Genomic DNA, 19153 nt, shown 5'->3' with positions numbered 1-19153 from the left:
TTAGCGGTCCACGTCGGCCATAACGAAGTCGATACTACCCAGGTACGCAATCAGGTCCGCGACCATGCTGCCTTTGATCACCGAAGGGATCTGCTGCAGGTGGGCGAAGCTCGGAGTACGGATCCGGGTACGGTAGCTCATGGTGCCGCCGTCGCTCGTCAGGTAATAACTGTTGATGCCCTTGGTCGCTTCGATCATCTGGAAGGATTCGTTGGCCGGCATGACCGGGCCCCACGAAACCTGCAGGAAGTGCGTGATCAAGGTTTCGATGTGCTGCAGCGTGCGCTCTTTCGGCGGCGGCGTGGTCAGCGGGTGATCCGCCTTGTACGGGCCTTCCGGCATGTTGCGCAGGCACTGGTCGATGATCTTGACGCTCTGGCGCATCTCTTCGACGCGAACCATGCAGCGGTCGTAGGCATCGCCGTTGGCAGCCAGCGGCACTTCGAACTCGAAGTTCTCGTAGCCGGAGTATGGGCGCGCCTTACGCAGGTCGAAGTCGCAACCGGTGGAACGCAGGCCGGCACCGGTGACGCCCCATTCCAGGGCCTCTTTGGTGTTGTACTGGGCAACGCCGATGGTACGACCCTTGAGGATGCTGTTCTGCAGGGCGGCCTTGGTGTATTCGTCGAGGCGCTTCGGCAGCCATTCAACGAAGTCTTTCACCAGTTTTTCCCAGCCGCGCGGCAGGTCGTGGGCGACGCCACCGATGCGGTACCAGGCCGGGTGCAGACGGAAACCGGTGATGGCTTCAATCACCGTGTACGCCTTCTGGCGGTCGGTGAAGGTGAAGAACACCGGGGTCATGGCGCCGACGTCCTGGATGTAGGTACCCAGGAACAGCAGGTGGCTGGTGATCCGGAAGAACTCGGCCATCATGATGCGGATGACGTCGACCTTTTCGGGCACCTTGATGCCGGCCAGCTTCTCGACCGAGAGCACGTACGGCAGGTTGTTCATCACGCCGCCGAGGTAGTCGATACGGTCGGTGTACGGAATGAAGCTGTGCCAGGACTGACGCTCGGCCATCTTCTCGGCGCCACGGTGGTGGTAACCGATGTCCGGAACGCAGTCGACGATCTCTTCACCGTCCAGTTGCAGGATGATGCGGAACGCACCGTGAGCCGAAGGGTGGTTCGGACCCAGGTTGAGGAACATGTAGTCCTCGTTCGGGCCGGAACGCTTCATGCCCCAGTCTTCAGGACGGAAGCGCGCGGCTTCTTCCTCAAGCTGCTGCTTGGCCAGGTTCAGGCTGAACGGATCGAATTCGGTGGCACGCGCCGGGAAGTCCTTGCGCAGCGGGTGACCTTCCCAGGTCGGCGGCATCATGATGCGCGACAGGTGCGGGTGACCTTTGAAGTCGATGCCGTACATGTCCCAGACTTCACGCTCGTACCAGTTGGCGTTCGGCCAGATGCTGGTGACGGTCGGCAAGCTGAGGTCGCTCTCGGACAAGGCGACCTTGATCATCACGTCACTATTACGTTCCAGCGACATGAGGTGATAGAACACGGTGAAATCGGCACCGCTCGGCAGCCCTTGACGCTTGGTGCGCAGACGCTCGTCCACGCCGTGCAGGTCATAGAGCATGACGTACGGCTTGGGCAGGTTGCGCAGGAAGGTCAGGACTTCGACGAGTTTGGCGCGAGCCACCCACAGCACCGGCATGCCGGTGCGGGTCGGCTGAGCGGTGAACGCTTCGGCGCCAAAACGGTTGTTCAGTTCGACGACCACATCCTGGTCGTCTGCCTTATAAGGCGGGATGTACAGAGCACTGCCTGTAGTCATGGTTATTTTTTCGCTTTCGGTCAACGTAAAGAATGAAGCCAGCTTCTCGTTTCTTTGAAACAGACTGGATCAGACTTCGTCAGGGCTGCGCAGGTTGGTGACTGCGATTCGCTGTTCGCGGCGCTGTTCCTTCTGCGAAGGCATGTCGGCGCGATAAACGCCTTGATCGCCAACGACCCAGGAAAGTGGGCGACGCTCCTGGCCAATGGATTCCTGCAACAGCATCAAGCCTTGCAGAAATGCTTCTGGACGGGGCGGGCAGCCAGGTACGTAGACGTCAACGGGCAGGAACTTGTCCACCCCCTGAACCACGGAGTAGATGTCGTACATGCCGCCGGAGTTGGCGCACGAACCCATCGAGATCACCCACTTGGGCTCGAGCATCTGCTCGTACAGGCGCTGAATGATCGGCGCCATCTTGATGAAGCAGGTCCCGGCGATAACCATGAAGTCGGCCTGACGCGGTGATGCCCGGATAACTTCGGCGCCGAAGCGCGCGATGTCGTGGGGCGCCGTGAAGGCGGTGGTCATTTCCACGTAGCAGCACGAAAGACCGAAGTTGTACGGCCACAGGGAGTTTTTACGTCCCCAGTTGACCGCGCCACTCAGCACGTCTTCCAGCTTGCCCATGAAAATGTTTTTGTGGACTTGATCCTCTAACGGATCGGAAACGGTTTCCCGCTGGCCGATCGGATACTGCTCGTTAGGAGCATCGGGGTCGATTCTGGTGAGATTGTATTGCATTGCCAAAGCCTCATTGTTTCAGCTTCGCCTGTCGCTTGCGACGAGCTTCCGGAGCCCAGTCAAGGGCGCCCACTCGGAACAGGTAGACAAGACCTGCCAACAGAATTGCTATGAAAACGAGAGCTTCGACGAATCCGGTCCAGCCGCTTTCGCGGACGGACACAGACCATGCAAAGAGAAAGAGGGCTTCGATATCGAAGATCACGAACAGCATCGCGACCAGATAGAATTTGGCTGAGAGCCGCAAGCGGGCGCCACCGGTAGGTAGCATGCCGGACTCGAACGGTTCGTTTTTGCTGCGGCCCCAGGCTTTTGACCCGAGGAGGCTGGAGACGCCGAGCATGAAGGCACACAGGCCGACTACACCCAGAAGGAAAATGGCAAAGCCCCAGTTGTGGGCCATGAGTCCTGTCGCTTCGGGCATGCTGGAAATCCTTAACAGAGAGCAAAGGTCTCTGAGCTTGATAAAGAAATAAGGCAGTGACGATATGTCGCAGCAATCAATCGCGCTGATTTTATGGCTAAACACCCGGCAAGTAAAATTCCTATAGCGAAATTATTTATTGGAATAAGGACATAGCGCACCTCGAAGGGCCCGCAGCCCATGCGTTGCGGGCATTAGCCGGGATTTCACGAATTATGTTTTGTAGGAAATGTAACGAACATAGTTGCCGCTAAATGATAATTAATATCGTTTGGAGCGGTTTCGTAACTGTTTAACGGGTCAGTAGTTGGGAAGTTGTCTTATATGCGCGTTACTGCAAGTAGCGGCGGCGCCCGTTTTAGCCGATTTTTCAGATGCGGATACCGCTCTGGATCAATGTTTTGCCTGACAGGCTGTGCCATTTCCTGAAACTCCCGGAAAACCGCAGGCAAAAAAAACGCCCCGAACCAGTCGGGGCGTCAGTTTTTCGGCAGTGCGGTTAGCTTTCTATACGGTCCGCAAAGGCCGCTCGCTCAGGCGAAGTCGATCAGTGGAACTGTTCTTCTTCGGTCGAACCGGTCAGCGCGGTCACCGAGGACGTGCCGCCCTGGATCACGGTGGTCATGTCATCGAAGTAGCCAGTGCCCACTTCCTGCTGGTGAGCCACGAAGGTGTAACCCTTGGCGGCGTCAGCGAATTCCTGCTCTTGCAGCTTCACGTAGGCAGTCATGTCGTTGCGGGCGTAGTCGTGCGCCAGGTTGAACATGCTGTGCCACATGTTGTGAATGCCGGCCAGGGTGATGAACTGGTGCTTGTAACCCATGGCGGACAGTTCGCGCTGGAACTTGGCGATGGTCGCGTCGTCCAGGTTTTTCTTCCAGTTGAAGGAAGGCGAGCAGTTGTACGACAGGATCTGGTCCGGGTATTCCTTTTTGATCGCTTCGGCGAAGCGACGGGCTTCTTCCAGGTCCGGCTTGGCGGTTTCGCACCAGATCAGGTCGGCGTACGGCGCGTAGGCCAGGCCACGGGCGATCGCCTGGTCCAGACCGGCACGAACCTTGTAGAAACCTTCCTGGGTACGGGTGCCAGTCACGAACGGCTGGTCGTACGGGTCGCAGTCGGAAGTCAGCAGGTCGGCAGCGTTGGCGTCGGTACGGGCCAGGATGATGGTCGGTACACCGGCAACGTCGGCAGCCAGACGAGCAGCGGTCAGCTTCTGTACGGCCTCCTGGGTTGGAACCAGAACCTTGCCGCCCATGTGGCCGCATTTCTTCACGGAAGCCAGTTGGTCTTCGAAGTGAACGCCGGCGGCGCCTGCTTCGATCATGCTCTTCATCAGCTCGTAGGCGTTCAGTACGCCGCCGAAACCGGCTTCAGCGTCAGCCACGATTGGTGCGAAGTAGTCGATGTAGCCTTCGTCGCCCGGGTTCTTGCCGGCTTTCCACTGGATCTGGTCGGCACGACGGAACGAGTTGTTGATGCGCTTGACCACGGTTGGAACCGAGTCCACCGGGTACAGCGACTGGTCCGGGTACATCGATTCGGCGGAGTTGTTGTCCGCAGCGACTTGCCAGCCCGACAGGTAGATCGCCTGGATACCGGCTTTCACCTGTTGAACAGCCTGGCCGCCGGTCAGGGCGCCCATGCAGTTGACGAAATCTTTCTCTGGGCGGAAGGACGGCTTGGCACCCTGGGTGACCAGATTCCACAGCTTCTCGGCGCCCATTTTCGCAAAAGTGTGCTCTGGTTGAACCGAGCCACGCAGACGGACGACGTCAGCAGCGGAGTAATTGCGAGTCACGCCTTTCCAGCGCGGGTTTTCAGCCCAGTCTTTTTCAAGGGCTGCAATTTGCTGTTCGCGTGTCAGTGCCATGGAGATAAACCTCGTCGCGTCTTTATGAAAAGTTGTTCTGCGGTGGAAAATTCCTTGCGCTCGCTGACCAGAAGCTTAGGTGGTCAGGTCGGGTTTGGCGGGGCGGGCGACGGGATGAACGATGGGCTCGAGGGGAAGTGAGCAGGTAAAGGCGAACTGGCGGGCACATTCGGGCGTCGTGGGCCTTTATGCGAACTACAGTGTAAAGCCGGGTTACCTAATTACGCTTCCGTCCCTCGGGACAACTTCGTTCCAGTCGGCAACCTCGTCAAACACACCTTGTGGGCGGTACAGACACGAAACGGCTCGCGGGGATGGTTGCGAGCATCGCTTCGAAGGCCCTTGCCAGGGCCTCTGATTAGCGGGAGCGAGGCCATCATGCCTTCGCTTTTTTGGCTCGTCAAACGTTTTGTAGTGCTTTTTTTCAAGCACTACATCTTTCGTCTAATACGACTAATCAGTCAGTTTTTGGTGCTTTAGTCCAACGTGTCGACTTTCACCCGCAACGTCATGTCATCCCGGCCTTGAGTCGAGTAGCTGCGGGCCAGACCCTGTTTGTCGGCCTGGGTCTGGCGATTCACGCCGGCGAGGGTGATCCATTCGCCCAGGCGCCCGGTGACAGTTGTGTCGGTGCTTTGCACGTTCACTACATCGGGACGTTCCTGGCTCATGCGGTCACGGTTGGTACTGATCGCCAGGTGAACGGTTTCGCCGGTGACACTGGCGGTGACGTAAAACCCCTGGGTGACGTTGCGATATTGCGTCTGGCTGCTGTAATCGCCGTAGGAGTTGGTCTGGCTGCTGGTGATTGGCACGCTTTGGCCGACCTGGATCAGCGCCGGTGCGCCTTCGCTGGCCTGAATCTGCTGAATGCCGCCGTCACGGCTGGCAGTGCTGCGGCTGATGATGCGGGTCTGCGCGCCGTTGACCGAATAGCCTTCATCGCCACGACCGTTGTTTTCGTTGGTGTCGACCGTGATCAGCAGGCGCTTGGGCGCGGTGTCGAGTTGCGAGAGCAGGTCCTTGAGTTCTTCGATCTTGCCGGGCTCGGCCTTGACGATCAGTTGGTTGCCATAGGCGCTGACCTGGCCGTCCTTGCCGAGGAAATCCTGAGCCACCGGCAGCATGTCGGCGCTGGTGTGGTACTTGAGGGGCACGATTTCTGTGGCTGCCATCACCGAAAAACTGCAGCCGAGCAGCAGGGTGGTGAGCAGGGTGCGTAGGGACATGTCCGTTATCTCCGCTTTCGAAAGGCTTGATATTGCCAGTTTGTCGGCCCGGGGTGGGGCAAGTTGAATCGTAGACAGCAAAACGCCCCGGCATCCGAAAATGGCAGGGCGTTTTGTGGTGTTCTGAAGGGCCTCTTCGCGAGCAAGCCCGCTCCCACATTGGATCTCTGCCGGGCACAAAATCTGTGTTCGCAGGAGATCTCCTGTGGGAGCGGGCTCGCCCGCGAATGCCGCGACGCGGACTTATGCCGAGTGACGAACCATGTCGACATGCGGAATCCCTGCTTCCAGAAATTCCTCGCTGACCAGGTTAAAACCCAGGCGCTCATAGAACGCCGTGGCCTGAACCTGGGCGCTGAGCATCTGCTGTTTCAGGCCGCGTGCTTCCGCTTCGGCAATCACCGCTTGCATCAGCGCATCGCCGACCTTCAGCCCACGCCAGTCCTTGAGCACCGAAACCCGGCCAACATGTCCGTCGGGCAAGAGGCGGGCGGTGCCGATCGGAAAGTCGCCTTCGAAAGCCAGGAAATGCACCGCCGTGGCGTCATCGGCGTCCCACTCAAGCTCGGGTGGAACCGATTGTTCGGCAATGAACACCGTTTCGCGAATGCGGCGGATCTCGGCGTTGTCCTTTTGCCAGTCTGCAACACGTACGCGAATTTTATTCATCGTCGGCGAACCCCAGGCTTCCCTGTTTGACCAGTTCGCACAGCAGGCCGCGACCGTCTTCGTCGCTCAGCCAGTCACCGAGGTTGTCGGTGTGCAGGGCGTCGGCGGAGCAGATCAGCTTCAGCAGTTCGCGCAACTTGCCCGGCAGGTAGCGGCTCTGGCCGCTGGCGAACAGCAGCAGATCGTCATCGACGTCCGACCACGCCAGACGCGCGCTCGGGTTGCGGATCAGGATGGCGCCGTCTTCGAGCGCGCCGAGGAGGTCTTCTTCCTCGACTTCTTCCGGGCCGACCACCAGTTCTGGATAGCGCGGCTCGGTCATGTACTGGCCAAACCAGGTCAGCAGCAGGCGTTCGTCGCTCATGTGCTCGGCGAGCAGCGCTTTCAGGCGGCCGAGGGCATCGTGCTGGATCTGGTGCGGATCATCGCTGACCGGTTTGGCATCGGCGTCGGTGTAGCGCTCTTCGTCAGTCAGGAACTGGCTGAGAAAGTCGGTGAAGTGGGTCAGTACTTCAGCGGCGCTTGGTGCGCGGAAACCGACCGAGTAGGTCATGCAGTCATCGACGGCAACGCCGCAGTGAGCCAGGCGCGGCGGCAGGTAGAGCATGTCGCCCGGTTCCAGGACCCACTCTTCGGTCTCGTGGAATTCGGCGAGGATGCGCAGGTCCGCGTGTTGCAGCAGCGGGCTTTCGGAGTCGCACATCTGGCCGATTTTCCAGTTGCGCTTGCCGTGACCTTGCAGCAGGAACACGTCGTAGTTGTCGAAGTGCGGGCCGACGCTGCCACCCGGGGCGGCGAAGCTGATCATTACGTCGTCGACGCGCCAGCTTGGCAGGAAGCGGAAGTTTTCCAGCAGCTCGCTGACTTCCGGCACGAACTGATCGACCGCCTGCACCAGCAGGGTCCACTCGCGCTCCGGCAGTTTGCTGAATTCGTCTTCCGCGAACGGGCCGCGACGCAGTTCCCATGGACGCTCGCCGTGCTCGATCACCAGGCGCGATTCGACTTCTTCTTCCAGGGCCAGGCCGGCGAGTTCGTCGGCGTCGATCGGGCTTTCGAAATCAGGGATTGCCTGACGGATCAGCAGTGGTTTTTTCTGCCAGTAATCGCGCATGAATTCGCGCGCCGTAAGACCACCCAGAAGTTGAAGAGGAATATCGGGATTCATATGTAACCTATTGAAAAAAAGCATTTTTCAGACGGGAATAAAAACGCCCGGCGCGGCCGGGCGTCTCAAACGGGTCAAGCAGTCGATCAGATGCGTTTGGCTTGCGCTACAGCGTTGCCGATGTAGTTGGCCGGCGTCAGTTGCTTGAGCTCGGCTTTCGCAGCGGCCGGCATGTCCAGGCCATCGATGAAAGTCTGCAGTGCTTCAGGGCTGATGCCCTTGCCGCGCGTCAGTTCTTTCAGCTTCTCGTACGGGTTTTCGATGTTGTAGCGGCGCATCACGGTCTGGATCGGCTCGGCCAGGACTTCCCAGCAAGCGTCCAGATCGGCAGCAATCTTGTCGGCGTTCAGCTCGAGCTTGCTGATGCCTTTGAGGCTCGCTTCGTACGCGATCACGCTGTGGGCGAAGCCGACACCGAGGTTGCGCAGAACGGTGGAGTCGGTCAGGTCGCGCTGCCAGCGGGAGATCGGCAGTTTGCTCGCCAGGTGCTGGAACAGTGCGTTGGCGATGCCCAGGTTGCCTTCGGAGTTTTCGAAGTCGATCGGGTTGACCTTGTGCGGCATGGTCGATGAACCGATTTCGCCGGCGATGGTGCGCTGCTTGAAGTAACCCAGGGAGATGTAGCCCCAGATGTCACGGTCGAAGTCGATCAGGATGGTGTTGAAACGCGCAATGGCGTCGAACAGCTCGGCGATGTAGTCGTGCGGCTCGATCTGAGTGGTGTACGGGTTGAAGCCCAGGCCCAGTTCGTCTTCGATGAAGGCGCGGGCGTTGGCTTCCCAGTCGATCTGCGGGTAGGCCGACAGGTGAGCGTTGTAGTTGCCGACAGCGCCGTTGATCTTGCCCAGCAGCGGAACGGCAGCGACCTGGGCGATCTGACGCTCGAGACGGTAAACCACGTTCGCCAGCTCTTTACCCAGAGTGGTCGGCGAAGCCGGCTGACCGTGGGTGCGCGACAGCATCGGCACGTCGGCGAAGCGGATCGCCAGTTCGCGGATGGCGTTGGCAGTCTGGCGCATCAACGGCAGCATCACGTCGTCACGGCCTTCGCGCAGCATCAGAGCGTGGGACAGGTTGTTGATGTCCTCGCTGGTGCAGGCGAAGTGGATGAATTCGCTGACCTTGGCCAGCTCCGGCAGCTTGGCCGCTTGCTCTTTGAGCAGGTATTCGATCGCTTTTACGTCATGGTTGGTGGTGCGCTCGATCTCTTTCACGCGCTCGGCGTGCTCCAGCGAGAAGTTCTCGGCCAGTTCATTCAGAACGGCGTTGGCTTCGGCGGAGAAGGCTGGCACTTCCGGGATGCCGGCGTGAGCGGCCAGGCGCTGGAGCCAGCGCACTTCAACCAGAACGCGGGCACGGATCAGACCGTACTCGCTGAAAATCGGGCGCAGGGCCTGGGTTTTGCCGGCGTAGCGGCCGTCAACAGGGGAAACCGCAGTGAGCGAAGAGAGCTGCATGGGGTGTTCTCGGACAGTCGGGCAACGAAATGGGGCGCGTATCATACATGAAAAAATCCGCCGGTCCGTCGCCAACTGACCGGCGTATTACGCGTTACAGACTACAAAGCTTTTGTTGCGCGGTGATTTACTCGCTGCGCATCAACGGATACAGCTCTTTGAGCAATTTGCGTCGGCTGACGACCAGCTGCCAGCGGTGACCGCCGAGCTGACGCCACAGGCGTGCCGAACGAATGCCGGCGAGCAGCAGGGCGCGGATCTTCGAGGCATTGCTCGGCTGCTGCAGATTGCGCATGTCACCATGCACCTGAATGCGTTGGCGCAGCGTGCTCAGGGTGTCCTGATACAGCGCACCGCAGGCCGCGATCACGTTTTCGTGGGCCGGGCCGAAATGCTCGACTTGCGACTGGATCTGCGGCAAACGCTTGCCGATCACGTCGAGCATGTCGTTGCGCTTGGCCAGTTGCCGCTCAAGGCCGAGCATCGACAGGGCGTAGCGCAACGGTTCGCGCTGCAAGGTGCTCGGATCGCGCTCGAGGGCGCCTATCAGTGCGCGGTAACCTTCGCGCAGATTGATATCGTCGCCGCCGTAAACATCCAGGGTGTCTTTCGGGTCGCGAACCAGCAGGCTGCCGAGCATACAGCTCAGGCCGGCCTCGTTGGTCTGGCCGGTCTTGGCGATCCGGTCGACCAGCACGGCGGCGAGAAACACGCCGCCCAGAGCGGTCAATTGCTCCTGAGTCGGGCTCATGCCTGGCCGCTCCACGGCTCGGCGACTTCGATCACGCCGCCACCGAGGCAGATTTCCCCGTCATAGAACACCACCGACTGGCCCGGCGTGACCGCGCGTTGCGGCTCGTCGAACACGGCGCGGTAGCCGGTTTCGGTTTTCTCAAGCGTGCAGGCCTGATCGCTCTGGCGATAACGAACCTTGGCGGTCAGGCGCAGCGGCTGGCTCAAATCGATCGGGTTGACCCAATAGATTTCCGAAGCGAGCAGGGCGCTGGAGAACAGCCATGGGTGGTTGTTGCCCTGGCCGACGATCAGCTCGTTGGTGTCCAGATCCTTGCGCAACACGTACCAAGGCTCGTCGCCGGCGTCTTTCAGACCGCCGATGCCCAGGCCCTGGCGCTGGCCGATGGTGTGGTACATCAAGCCGTGGTGACGGCCGATGACTTCGCCTTCGGTGGTCTTGATCTCGCCCGGTTGCGCCGGCAGGTATTGCTTGAGGAAATCGCTGAAACGACGCTCGCCGATGAAGCAGATTCCGGTGGAATCCTTCTTCTTGGCTGTCGCCAGTTCGTATTTCTCGGCAATGGCACGGACTTCCGGTTTTTCCAGTTCGCCGACCGGGAACAGGGTCTTGGCGATCTGTTCGCCGCCAACGGCGTGCAGGAAGTAGCTCTGATCCTTGTTCGGATCCAGGCCCTTGAGCAGTTCGGTGTGGCCATCGATGTCGCGGCGGCGCACGTAGTGGCCGGTAGCGATCAGGTCGGCGCCGAGCATCATGGCGTAGTCGAGGAACGCCTTGAACTTGATCTCGCGGTTGCACAGGATATCCGGGTTCGGCGTACGGCCGGCCTTGTATTCGGCCAGGAAGTGCTCGAACACGTTGTCCCAGTACTCGGCGGCGAAGTTGGCGGTGTGCAGCTTGATACCGATCTTGTCGCACACGGCCTGGGCATCCGCCAGGTCGTCCATGGCGGTGCAGTATTCCGTTCCGTCGTCTTCTTCCCAGTTCTTCATGAACAGGCCTTCCACTTCATAGCCCTGCTCGATCAGCAGGAGAGCGGAAACGGAAGAGTCCACGCCGCCGGACATGCCGACAATGACGCGCTTCTTGAATGTGTCAGAAGGGGCTGGATCACGCATAGGGATTCAATGAGTGTCTTGAAAAAGGACGCGATTCTATCAGGCTCACGGCCTCAAGGCTAAAGGGAAGGGCGGATCAGTTCGAGGCTGAAGCGATTGCCGGCCAGATAATCATCGATGCAGCGGATGATCAGCTCGCTGCGCCAGTTGTCTCGCTGGGCCAATAATTCGTCGCGGGTCAGCCACTTGGCGCCGACGATGCCGTCGTCCAGCTGATATTCCGGGTGGTGTTTCACGGCTTTGGCGCTGAAGCACACGCGCTGGTAAGTCACGCCGTTGCTCGGTGCGGTGTACAGATAAATGCCGATCACGGCAGTGGGTTCGACGTCCCAGCCGGTTTCTTCGAGGGTTTCGCGCACGGCGGCTTCGATCAGGGTTTCGTCCGGATCCAGATGACCGGCGGGCTGATTGAGCACGTTACGCCCGGCCTTGTGTTCCTCGACCATCAGGAAACGACCGTTGTCCTCGACGATGGTGGCGACGGTGATGTGGGGGAGCCATTGCATTGATTGAATCTCCTGGGCAAAAGGCAGAAACACAAACCCCGGCGCATGGCCGGGGTTTGTGATGTTCCCTTTACAACCTTATACCAGCGCAGCAATTGCCGCGTTGAGGGTTGCGCTTGGGCGCATGGCCTTGCTGATCAGCTCGGCATCGGCGTGGTAGTAACCGCCGATGTCCACTGGCTTGCCTTGAACGGCGTTGAGCTCGGCGACGATGGTCGCTTCGTTCTCGGTCAGGGTCTTGGCCAGACTCGCGAACTGCGCTTGCAGTGCAGCGTCTTCGGTCTGGGCAGCCAGGGCTTGTGCCCAGTACATGGCCAGGTAGAAGTGGCTGCCGCGGTTGTCGATGTTGCCGACTTTGCGCGATGGCGACTTGTTGTTGTCGAGGAACTGGCCAGTAGCCTGGTCCAGAGTCTTGGACAGAACCAGCGCTTTCGGGTTGTTGTAATTCACACCCAGGTGCTCGAGAGAAGCGGCCAGGGCCAGGAATTCACCCAGCGAATCCCAGCGCAGGAAGTTCTCTTCGACCAGTTGCTGCACGTGCTTCGGAGCCGAACCGCCGGCGCCGGTTTCGAACAGGCCTCCGCCGTTCATCAGCGGCACGATCGACAGCATCTTGGCGCTAGTGCCCAGTTCCATGATCGGGAACAGGTCGGTCAGGTAGTCACGCAGTACGTTGCCGGTCACCGAAATGGTGTCCTTGCCTTCGCGGGTGCGCTGCAGGGTGTACTTCATGGCATCGACCGGCGCCATGATCTGGATGTCCAGACCGGCGGTGTCGTGATCCTTCAGGTAAGCCTGAACCTTCTCGATCACCACGCCGTCGTGGGCGCGCATCGGGTCTAGCCAGAAAATGGCTGGAGTTGCGCTTGCACGAGCGCGGTTGACGGCCAGTTTGACCCAGTCCTGGATCGGCGCGTCTTTGGTCTGGCACATGCGGAAGATGTCGCCGGCTTCGACAGCCTGTTCCATCAGCAGGGTGCCTTTGCTGTCGGTCACGCGAACCACGCCGTCGGCCTTGATCTGGAAGGTCTTGTCGTGGGAACCGTATTCTTCAGCCTTTTTAGCCATCAGGCCAACGTTTGGCACGCTGCCCATGGTGGTCGGATCGAAAGCGCCATTGGCTTTGCAATCTTCGATCACGGCCTGGTAGATGGTGGCGTAGCAGCGATCCGGGATCACAGCCTTGGTGTCGTGAAGCTGGCCGTCGGTGCCCCACATCTTGCCGGAGTCACGGATCATGGCCGGCATCGAGGCGTCGACGATGACGTCGCTCGGCACGTGCAGGTTGGTGATGCCTTTGTCGGAGTTGACCATCGCCAACGACGGACGAACGGCGTAGACCGCTTGCACGTCAGCTTCGATCTGGGCTTGCTGCTCGGCCGGCAGGGATTTGATGCGAGCGTACAGGTCGCCGATGCCGTTGTTCAGGTTGAAGCCGATCTCGGCCAGCACGTCGGCGTGCTTGGTCAGGGCGTCTTTGTAGAACTCGGCAACGATCTGGCCGAACATGATCGGGTCGGAGACCTTCATCATGGTGGCTTTCAGGTGAACCGACAGCAGCACGCCTTGTTGCTTGGCGCTGTCGATTTCAGCGGCGATGAACGCGCGCAGGGCCTTTTTGCTCATTACGGAGCAGTCGAGGATCTCGCCCGCCTGAACGGTGGTTTTTTCTTTCAGGACGGTAGCGGTGCCGTCTTTGGCGATCAGCTCGATCTTCACGGCGTCAGCGGCGTCGATCAGGGCGGCTTTTTCGCTGCCGTAGAAATCGCCGGTGCTCATGTGAGCGACGTGGGACTTGGAGTCCTTTGCCCAGGCGCCCATTTTGTGCGGGTGCTTGCGCGCATAGTTCTTGACCGACAGCGGAGCGCGACGGTCGGAGTTGCCTTCACGCAGAACCGGGTTCACGGCGCTGCCCTTGACCTTGTCGTAGCGCGCCTTGGCGTCTTTGTCGGCGTCGCTGGTCACGGTTTCAGGGTAGTCCGGCAGGTTGTAGCCCTGGGCTTGCAGTTCTTTGATCGCGGCTTGCAGTTGCGGAACCGAGGCGCTGATGTTCGGCAGCTTGATGATGTTGGCTTCAGGCGTAACGGCCAGGTCGCCCAGTTCGGCGAGGTGGTCGGCTACGGCTTTGTCGCCCAGTTGCTCGGGGAAGCTGGCCAGAATACGCGCTGCAAGAGAGATATCGCGGGTTTCCACGGCGATATCGGCCGAGGCGGTGTAAGCCTCGATGATCGGCAGCAGGGAATAGGTGGCGAGGGCTGGAGCTTCGTCGGTGAAGGTATAGATGATCTTCGAGCGGGTGGGCATATTCGGATTAACTCTCTCTTCTTTGCTAAAGCGTGCGCAGAAACTCGAGGGGCGCCGGGTAAGCGCGTTCGTTCAAAGTCATCCATGAACCGAATGTCGAGAATCTTCGCGGTGATGTTGGGTGCATCAGTAGAGCGTCAAGCAGTCGGACTGCGGTAACAACCCGACCAATCAGGCGGAAAGTCTCGTGCTAGAGAGGCCAGCCGTCGTGACCCTTTGGTCAGCGGGCGGCATTATACATAGGTAGCTGGCAATCTGCCGATGGTTCATATGCAACGATTCTCGTCCATTGGTCTAAAGGTCGCAGGGCGGGGTGGGGCGTAGAGTCGCCGTGAATGCTCAAGATTGGCGCTTTTCCCTTTGCTTTCAGGCTTGTACGAAACGAGATGTGGTCGCGCCCGGAACAGAGGGTTTGCGTGTTGATTCAACTGGGTTACGCTCGAACCAAGCCAGATGTTCAATCCAAACAATGGAGTTCAGCATGGGTTACAAGAAGATTCAGGTTCCAGCCGTCGGCGACAAAATCACCGTCAACGCAGACCATTCTCTCAATGTCCCTGATAACCCGATCATTCCCTTCATCGAAGGTGACGGCATTGGCGTCGACGTCAGCCCAGTGATGATCAAAGTGGTTGATGCTGCCGTAGAAAAAGCCTACGGGGGCAAGCGCAAGATTTCCTGGATGGAGGTTTATGCTGGCGAAAAAGCAACGCAGGTTTATGACCAGGACACCTGGCTGCCCCAGGAAACCCTGGACGCCGTCAAGGATTACGTGGTTTCCATCAAAGGCCCGTTGACCACCCCGGTCGGTGGCGGCATCCGTTCCCTCAACGTGGCCCTGCGCCAACAGCTCGATCTCTATGTCTGCCTGCGCCCTGTGGTGTGGTTCGAAGGCGTGCCGAGCCCGGTGAAAAAGCCTGGTGACGTTGACATGGTGATCTTCCGCGAGAACTCCGAAGACATTTATGCCGGTATCGAATGGAAAGCCGGTTCCCCTGAGGCCACCAAGGTCATCAAGTTCCTAAAAGAAGAAATGGGCGTCACCAAGATCCGTTTCGACCAGGACTGCGGCATCGGCATCAAGCCGGTTTCGAAAGAAGGCACCAAGCGTCTGGTGCGCAAGGCCCTGCAATACGTGGTGGACAACGACCGCAAGTCGCTGACCATCGTGCACAAGGGCAACATCATGAAATTCACCGAAGGTGCCTTCAAGGACTGGGGTTACGAGGTGGCGAAGGAAGAATTCGGCGCCGAGCTGCTCGATGGCGGCCCATGGATGAAGTTCAAGAACCCGAAAACCGGCCGCGAAGTCGTCGTCAAGGACGCCATCGCCGACGCCATGCTTCAGCAGATCCTGCTGCGTCCGGCCGAATACGATGTGATCGCCACCCTCAACCTCAACGGTGACTACCTCTCCGACGCCCTCGCGGCGGAAGTGGGCGGTATCGGTATCGCGCCGGGTGCCAACCTGTCCGACACCGTGGCCATGTTCGAGGCGACTCACGGTACTGCGCCGAAATATGCCGGCAAGGACCAGGTCAACCCGGGCTCGGTAATCCTGTCGGCGGAGATGATGCTGCGCCACCTGGGCTGGACCGAGGCGGCCGACCTGATCATCAAGGGCACCAACGGCGCCATCAAGGCCAAGACCGTGACCTACGACTTCGAGCGTCTGATGGAAGGCGCCACGCTGGTATCTTCTTCGGGCTTCGGTGAAGCGCTGATCAAGCACATGTAAGAAAGGCAGCTGCAACGAAACCGCCCGGCTCAAGTGATCGAGTCGGGCGGTTTGTTTTCTGGCAGGTGTTCGGGTTGCTTCAGCTGGTCACTGACTGGTGCTGAGCGGTGGCCGAGGCGGCATCTTTTGCGGCTTCGACATTCTGAATATTTGTGGCGTGCAGGCCTTTAGGACCTTGCACGATATCGAATTTGACGATCTGCCCGGCTTTGAGGGTTTTGTATCCGTCCATCTTGATGACGGAATAGTGGGCAAAGAAGTCGATCTCCTTGCCGTCCTCGTCCTTACCCTCGTGGGAGTCGGTATTGATGAAACCGAACCCCTTGGCATTGTTGAACCATTTCACCTTGCCGACAGCCATGCTCAAATCCCTCTGCAACAGTCTCCATCGCTGGAGTATCATCCAATTCATCCGCAGTCGAATCCGTTAAAAAGATTGACTCCGCGGATCTTTTTTCCCCACTGTGGGTTCTATTGGTTGTAACACCGTTTTCCCGATAGTCAAGGTGACCGGGCAGTCGGAGTTGAAAACGTGTCAAGCCGCCCCCACCACTGTATTTGCACAACTGACGAACCTTTCTTTCCATGCATGCAATCAGCCAGATTCGACTAACATTCAATCAGGATCGTCCGCTTCTCCAAAAGGATCTTCCACAGGAGCACGACGACGATTCGGCAGGCGTTGCTGTTCAGGAAGCAAAGCCTGCGTTACAGGCGCCGCCGATGTACAAGGTGGTTTTGTTCAATGATGACTACACACCGATGGATTTCGTCGTCGAAGTGCTCGAGGTGTTTTTTAACCTGAATCGCGAGCTGGCGACCAAGGTCATGCTGGCCGTCCACACAGAAGGGCGGGCAGTATGTGGAGTGTTTACCCGCGACATCGCCGAGACAAAGGCCATGCAGGTCAACCAGTACGCCAGGGAAAGCCAGCATCCGCTACTCTGTGAAATCGAGAAGGACGGTTAATCGCCGACCACTTGGGTATGAGGTGAAGCTATGTTAAACCGCGAGCTCGAAGTCACCCTCAATCTTGCCTTCAAGGAGGCACGTTCGAAGCGTCATGAGTTCATGACCGTCGAACACCTGCTGCTGGCCCTATTGGATAATGAGGCTGCCGCCACCGTATTGCGTGCCTGCGGCGCAAACCTCGACAAACTCAAGCACGACCTGCAGGAGTTCATCGACTCCACCACGCCACTGATCCCCGTCCATGACGAGGATCGCGAAACCCAGCCAACCCTGGGCTTCCAGCGTGTGCTGCAACGTGCTGTCTTTCATGTGCAGAGCTCGGGCAAGCGCGAAGTGACCGGCGCCAACGTGCTGGTTGCAATCTTCAGTGAGCAAGAGAGTCAGGCGGTGTTCCTGCTGAAACAGCAGAGCGTTGCACGCATTGATGTCGTCAATTACATCGCCCACGGCATTTCCAAAGTGCCGGGGCATGGCGATCACTCTGAAGGTGAACAAGATATGCAGGACGACGAGGGCGGTGAGTCTTCTTCTTCAGGCAATCCGCTGGACGCTTATGCCAGCAATCTCAACGAACTCGCACGTCAGGGCCGGATCGATCCGCTGGTCGGGCGTGAAACGGAAGTCGAGCGTGTCGCGCAGATTCTCGCGCGCCGTCGCAAGAACAATCCGCTGCTGGTGGGCGAGGCGGGCGTGGGTAAAACCGCGATTGCCGAAGGCCTGGCCAAGCGCATCGTCGACAACCAGGTGCCGGACCTGCTGGCCAACAGCGTCGTTTATTCCCTCGATCTGGGCGCTCTGCTCGCGGGCACCAAGTATCGCGGTGATTTCGAGAAGCGCTTCAAGGCGTTGCTCAACGAACTGAAAAAACGTCCGCAGGCGATCCTGTTCATCGACGAGATCCACACCATCATCGGTGCGGGTGCTGCGTCCGGTGGCGTCATGGACGCCTCGAACCTGCTCAAACCGCTGCTGTCGTCTGGCGACATTCGCTGCATCGGCTCGACCACGTTTCAGGAATTTCGTGGCATCTTCGAAAAAGATCGTGCTCTGGCGCGTCGCTTCCAGAAGGTCGATGTCGTCGAGCCGTCAGTGGAAGACACCATCGGTATCCTGCGCGGCCTGAAAGGGCGTTTCGAACAGCACCACAACATCGAGTACAGCGATGAGTCGCTGCGCGCTGCTGCGGAACTGGCTTCACGCTACATCAATGACCGGCACATGCCGGACAAGGCCATCGACGTGATCGACGAGGCGGGCGCCTACCAGCGTCTGCAACCGGTCGAAAAACGTGTGAAACGCATCGAAGTGCCGGAAGTCGAGGACATCGTGGCGAAAATCGCGCGGATTCCGCCGAAGCACGTCACCAGCTCCGACAAGGAGCTGCTGCGTAACCTTGAGCGTGACCTGAAGCTGACGGTGTTTGGCCAGGACGCGGCGATCGATTCGCTGTCGACTGCGATCAAGCTGTCCCGTGCCGGTCTCAAGTCGCCTGACAAGCCTGTCGGTTCGTTCCTGTTCGCCGGGCCTACCGGTGTTGGTAAAACCGAGGCCGCGCGGCAATTGGCCAAGGCGCTGGGGATCGAGCTGGTTCGTTTCGACATGTCCGAATACATGGAACGCCACACCGTATCGCGTCTGATCGGTGCGCCTCCGGGCTATGTCGGTTTCGACCAGGGCGGTCTGTTGACCGAAGCTATCACGAAGCAACCGCATTGCGTGTTACTGCTCGATGAAATCGAGAAGGCGCATCCGGAAGTCTTCAACCTGCTGCTGCAGGTGATGGACCACGGTACGCTGACCGACAACAACGGGCGCAAGGCGGACTTCCGCAACGTGATCGTGATCATGACCACCAACGCCGGTGCTGAAACGGCGGCGCGCGCTTCGATCGGTTTCACCCATCAGGACCACTCGTCCGATGCGATGGAAGTGATCAAGAAGAGCTTCACGCCGGAATTCCGCAACCGTCTGGATACCATCATTCAGTTTGGTCGCCTCAGTCACGAGGTCATCAAAAGCGTGGTGGACAAGTTCCTTACCGAACTTCAGGCGCAGCTGGAAGACAAGCGGGTGCTTCTGGAGGTTACCGACGCGGCGCGCAGCTGGTTGGCGGCCGGTGGTTACGATTCGGCCATGGGCGCTCGTCCGATGGCGCGTCTGATCCAGGACAAGATCAAGCGTCCGCTGGCGGAGGAGATTCTGTTTGGCGAGCTGGCCGAGCATGGCGGTGTGGTTCACATCGACATCAAGGATGGTGAGTTGACGTTTGACTTCGAGACCACTGCTGAAATGGCTTGATGGCTGGTAAGTGAAAAGGCGCCTTCGGGCGCCTTTTTGTTGTCTGCGATTTTTATTTTGGGGCATATCCGTTGCTTCGGGAGCTGCCGCTGGCGGTTTCGCCCTTACGGCGAG

The 19153-nt window shown here is 59.1% G+C and carries 16 protein-coding genes; 3 read left to right on the top strand and 13 right to left on the bottom strand.

All coding sequences use genetic code 11. The features are described from left to right. The 12 genes from nuoC to QR290_RS18845 all read right to left on the bottom strand — a co-directional run bounded on the left by nuoC (window position 1) and on the right by QR290_RS18845 (window position 14031). Window positions 1–1785, bottom strand: a complete 1785-nt coding sequence (gene nuoC, locus QR290_RS18900) for an NADH-quinone oxidoreductase subunit C/D (RefSeq protein WP_115078470.1) — start codon at window positions 1783–1785, stop codon at window positions 1–3. Between the two features lie 69 nt (window positions 1786–1854). Then, window positions 1855–2529: a NuoB/complex I 20 kDa subunit family protein gene (locus QR290_RS18895; RefSeq protein ID WP_007951456.1), complete on the bottom strand. Its 675-nt coding sequence runs from the start codon at window positions 2527–2529 to the stop codon at window positions 1855–1857. Between the two features lie 10 nt (window positions 2530–2539). Further along, window positions 2540–2953, bottom strand: coding sequence for an NADH-quinone oxidoreductase subunit A (locus QR290_RS18890; protein ID WP_003223812.1), 414 nt, complete (start codon window positions 2951–2953; stop codon window positions 2540–2542). A gap of 547 nt (window positions 2954–3500) precedes the next feature. Then, a complete protein-coding gene (aceA, locus tag QR290_RS18885; protein ID WP_039767419.1) occupies window positions 3501–4826 on the bottom strand; it encodes an isocitrate lyase in 1326 nt (441 codons plus the stop codon). Window positions 4827–5302: 476 nt separating this feature from the next. Continuing rightward, window positions 5303–6055 (bottom strand): secretin N-terminal domain-containing protein, encoded by a 753-nt coding sequence (locus QR290_RS18880; RefSeq protein ID WP_085609247.1) that lies wholly within the window; start codon window positions 6053–6055, stop codon window positions 5303–5305. Window positions 6056–6298: 243 nt separating this feature from the next. Continuing rightward, entirely contained in the window at window positions 6299–6724 is a 426-nt protein-coding gene (locus QR290_RS18875) for a GNAT family N-acetyltransferase (protein ID WP_007951452.1), read from the bottom strand. After that, complete coding sequence (locus QR290_RS18870; protein WP_007951451.1) at window positions 6717–7892, bottom strand: cupin domain-containing protein; 1176 nt, start codon at window positions 7890–7892, stop codon at window positions 6717–6719. Before QR290_RS18870 ends, QR290_RS18875 begins: the two co-directional genes overlap by 8 nt. 86 nt (window positions 7893–7978) lie before the next feature. Beyond that, complete coding sequence (purB, locus tag QR290_RS18865; RefSeq protein ID WP_039767413.1) at window positions 7979–9349, bottom strand: adenylosuccinate lyase; 1371 nt, start codon at window positions 9347–9349, stop codon at window positions 7979–7981. 127 nt (window positions 9350–9476) lie between these two features. Beyond that, the gene (gene hflD, locus QR290_RS18860) at window positions 9477–10100 is read right to left on the bottom strand and encodes a high frequency lysogenization protein HflD (RefSeq protein WP_039767411.1); all 624 of its coding nucleotides are present in this window, start codon (window positions 10098–10100) and stop codon (window positions 9477–9479) included. Continuing rightward, a complete protein-coding gene (mnmA, locus tag QR290_RS18855) occupies window positions 10097–11221 on the bottom strand; it encodes a tRNA 2-thiouridine(34) synthase MnmA (protein ID WP_115078469.1) in 1125 nt (374 codons plus the stop codon). Before mnmA ends, hflD begins: the two co-directional genes overlap by 4 nt. A 59-nt stretch (window positions 11222–11280) precedes the next feature. Further along, the gene (locus tag QR290_RS18850; RefSeq protein ID WP_115078468.1) at window positions 11281–11727 is read right to left on the bottom strand and encodes an NUDIX hydrolase; all 447 of its coding nucleotides are present in this window, start codon (window positions 11725–11727) and stop codon (window positions 11281–11283) included. A gap of 78 nt (window positions 11728–11805) precedes the next feature. After that, window positions 11806–14031: an NADP-dependent isocitrate dehydrogenase gene (locus tag QR290_RS18845; protein WP_289203338.1), complete on the bottom strand. Its 2226-nt coding sequence runs from the start codon at window positions 14029–14031 to the stop codon at window positions 11806–11808. A 481-nt stretch (window positions 14032–14512) separates the two neighbouring features. On the opposite strand from QR290_RS18845, the gene icd reads away from it, so the two are divergent. Then, a complete protein-coding gene (gene icd / locus QR290_RS18840) occupies window positions 14513–15769 on the top strand; it encodes an NADP-dependent isocitrate dehydrogenase (RefSeq protein ID WP_007951441.1) in 1257 nt (418 codons plus the stop codon). Between the two features lie 79 nt (window positions 15770–15848). Here the strand turns inward: icd and QR290_RS18835 are convergent, their stop codons facing one another. Beyond that, window positions 15849–16130 carry a cold shock domain-containing protein gene (locus QR290_RS18835; protein WP_289203337.1) on the bottom strand — a complete coding sequence of 94 codons (282 nt, stop codon included), beginning with the start codon at window positions 16128–16130 and terminating at the stop codon, window positions 15849–15851. Between the two features lie 224 nt (window positions 16131–16354). Here QR290_RS18835 and clpS point away from each other — a divergent pair, with 224 nt between their 5' ends. Continuing rightward, window positions 16355–16738 carry an ATP-dependent Clp protease adapter ClpS gene (clpS, locus tag QR290_RS18830; RefSeq protein ID WP_011334948.1) on the top strand — a complete coding sequence of 128 codons (384 nt, stop codon included), beginning with the start codon at window positions 16355–16357 and terminating at the stop codon, window positions 16736–16738. Window positions 16739–16768: 30 nt separating this feature from the next. Continuing rightward, window positions 16769–19039 carry an ATP-dependent Clp protease ATP-binding subunit ClpA gene (gene clpA, locus QR290_RS18825; RefSeq protein WP_007951436.1) on the top strand — a complete coding sequence of 757 codons (2271 nt, stop codon included), beginning with the start codon at window positions 16769–16771 and terminating at the stop codon, window positions 19037–19039. The last annotated feature ends 114 nt before the right edge of the window (window positions 19040–19153 follow it).

The organism is Pseudomonas fluorescens, assembly GCF_030344995.1.
GTDB classification, from domain to species: Bacteria; Pseudomonadota; Gammaproteobacteria; order Pseudomonadales; family Pseudomonadaceae; genus Aquipseudomonas; species Aquipseudomonas fluorescens_BF.
This window is presented reverse-complemented; position numbering and strand designations above follow the sequence as displayed.

Excerpts from the sequence above, each read along its gene's own strand:
- clpS (WP_011334948.1), top strand. The coding sequence starts at position 16,355 with ATGCATGCAATCAGCCAGATTCGACTAACATTCAATCAGGATCGTCCG.
- QR290_RS18875 (WP_007951452.1), bottom strand. The coding sequence starts at position 6,724 with ATGAATAAAATTCGCGTACGTGTTGCAGACTGGCAAAAGGACAACGCC.
- QR290_RS18835 (WP_289203337.1), bottom strand. The coding sequence starts at position 16,130 with ATGGCTGTCGGCAAGGTGAAATGGTTCAACAATGCCAAGGGGTTCGGT.
- QR290_RS18890 (WP_003223812.1), bottom strand. The coding sequence starts at position 2,953 with ATGCCCGAAGCGACAGGACTCATGGCCCACAACTGGGGCTTTGCCATT.
- QR290_RS18850 (WP_115078468.1), bottom strand. The coding sequence starts at position 11,727 with ATGCAATGGCTCCCCCACATCACCGTCGCCACCATCGTCGAGGACAAC.
- hflD (WP_039767411.1), bottom strand. The coding sequence starts at position 10,100 with ATGAGCCCGACTCAGGAGCAATTGACCGCTCTGGGCGGCGTGTTTCTC.
- QR290_RS18845 (WP_289203338.1), bottom strand. The coding sequence starts at position 14,031 with ATGCCCACCCGCTCGAAGATCATCTATACCTTCACCGACGAAGCTCCA.
- icd (WP_007951441.1), top strand. The coding sequence starts at position 14,513 with ATGGGTTACAAGAAGATTCAGGTTCCAGCCGTCGGCGACAAAATCACC.
- QR290_RS18870 (WP_007951451.1), bottom strand. The coding sequence starts at position 7,892 with ATGAATCCCGATATTCCTCTTCAACTTCTGGGTGGTCTTACGGCGCGC.
- purB (WP_039767413.1), bottom strand. The coding sequence starts at position 9,349 with ATGCAGCTCTCTTCGCTCACTGCGGTTTCCCCTGTTGACGGCCGCTAC.
- mnmA (WP_115078469.1), bottom strand. The coding sequence starts at position 11,221 with ATGCGTGATCCAGCCCCTTCTGACACATTCAAGAAGCGCGTCATTGTC.
- QR290_RS18880 (WP_085609247.1), bottom strand. The coding sequence starts at position 6,055 with ATGTCCCTACGCACCCTGCTCACCACCCTGCTGCTCGGCTGCAGTTTT.
- clpA (WP_007951436.1), top strand. The coding sequence starts at position 16,769 with ATGTTAAACCGCGAGCTCGAAGTCACCCTCAATCTTGCCTTCAAGGAG.
- aceA (WP_039767419.1), bottom strand. The coding sequence starts at position 4,826 with ATGGCACTGACACGCGAACAGCAAATTGCAGCCCTTGAAAAAGACTGG.
- nuoC (WP_115078470.1), bottom strand. The coding sequence starts at position 1,785 with ATGACTACAGGCAGTGCTCTGTACATCCCGCCTTATAAGGCAGACGAC.
- QR290_RS18895 (WP_007951456.1), bottom strand. The coding sequence starts at position 2,529 with ATGCAATACAATCTCACCAGAATCGACCCCGATGCTCCTAACGAGCAG.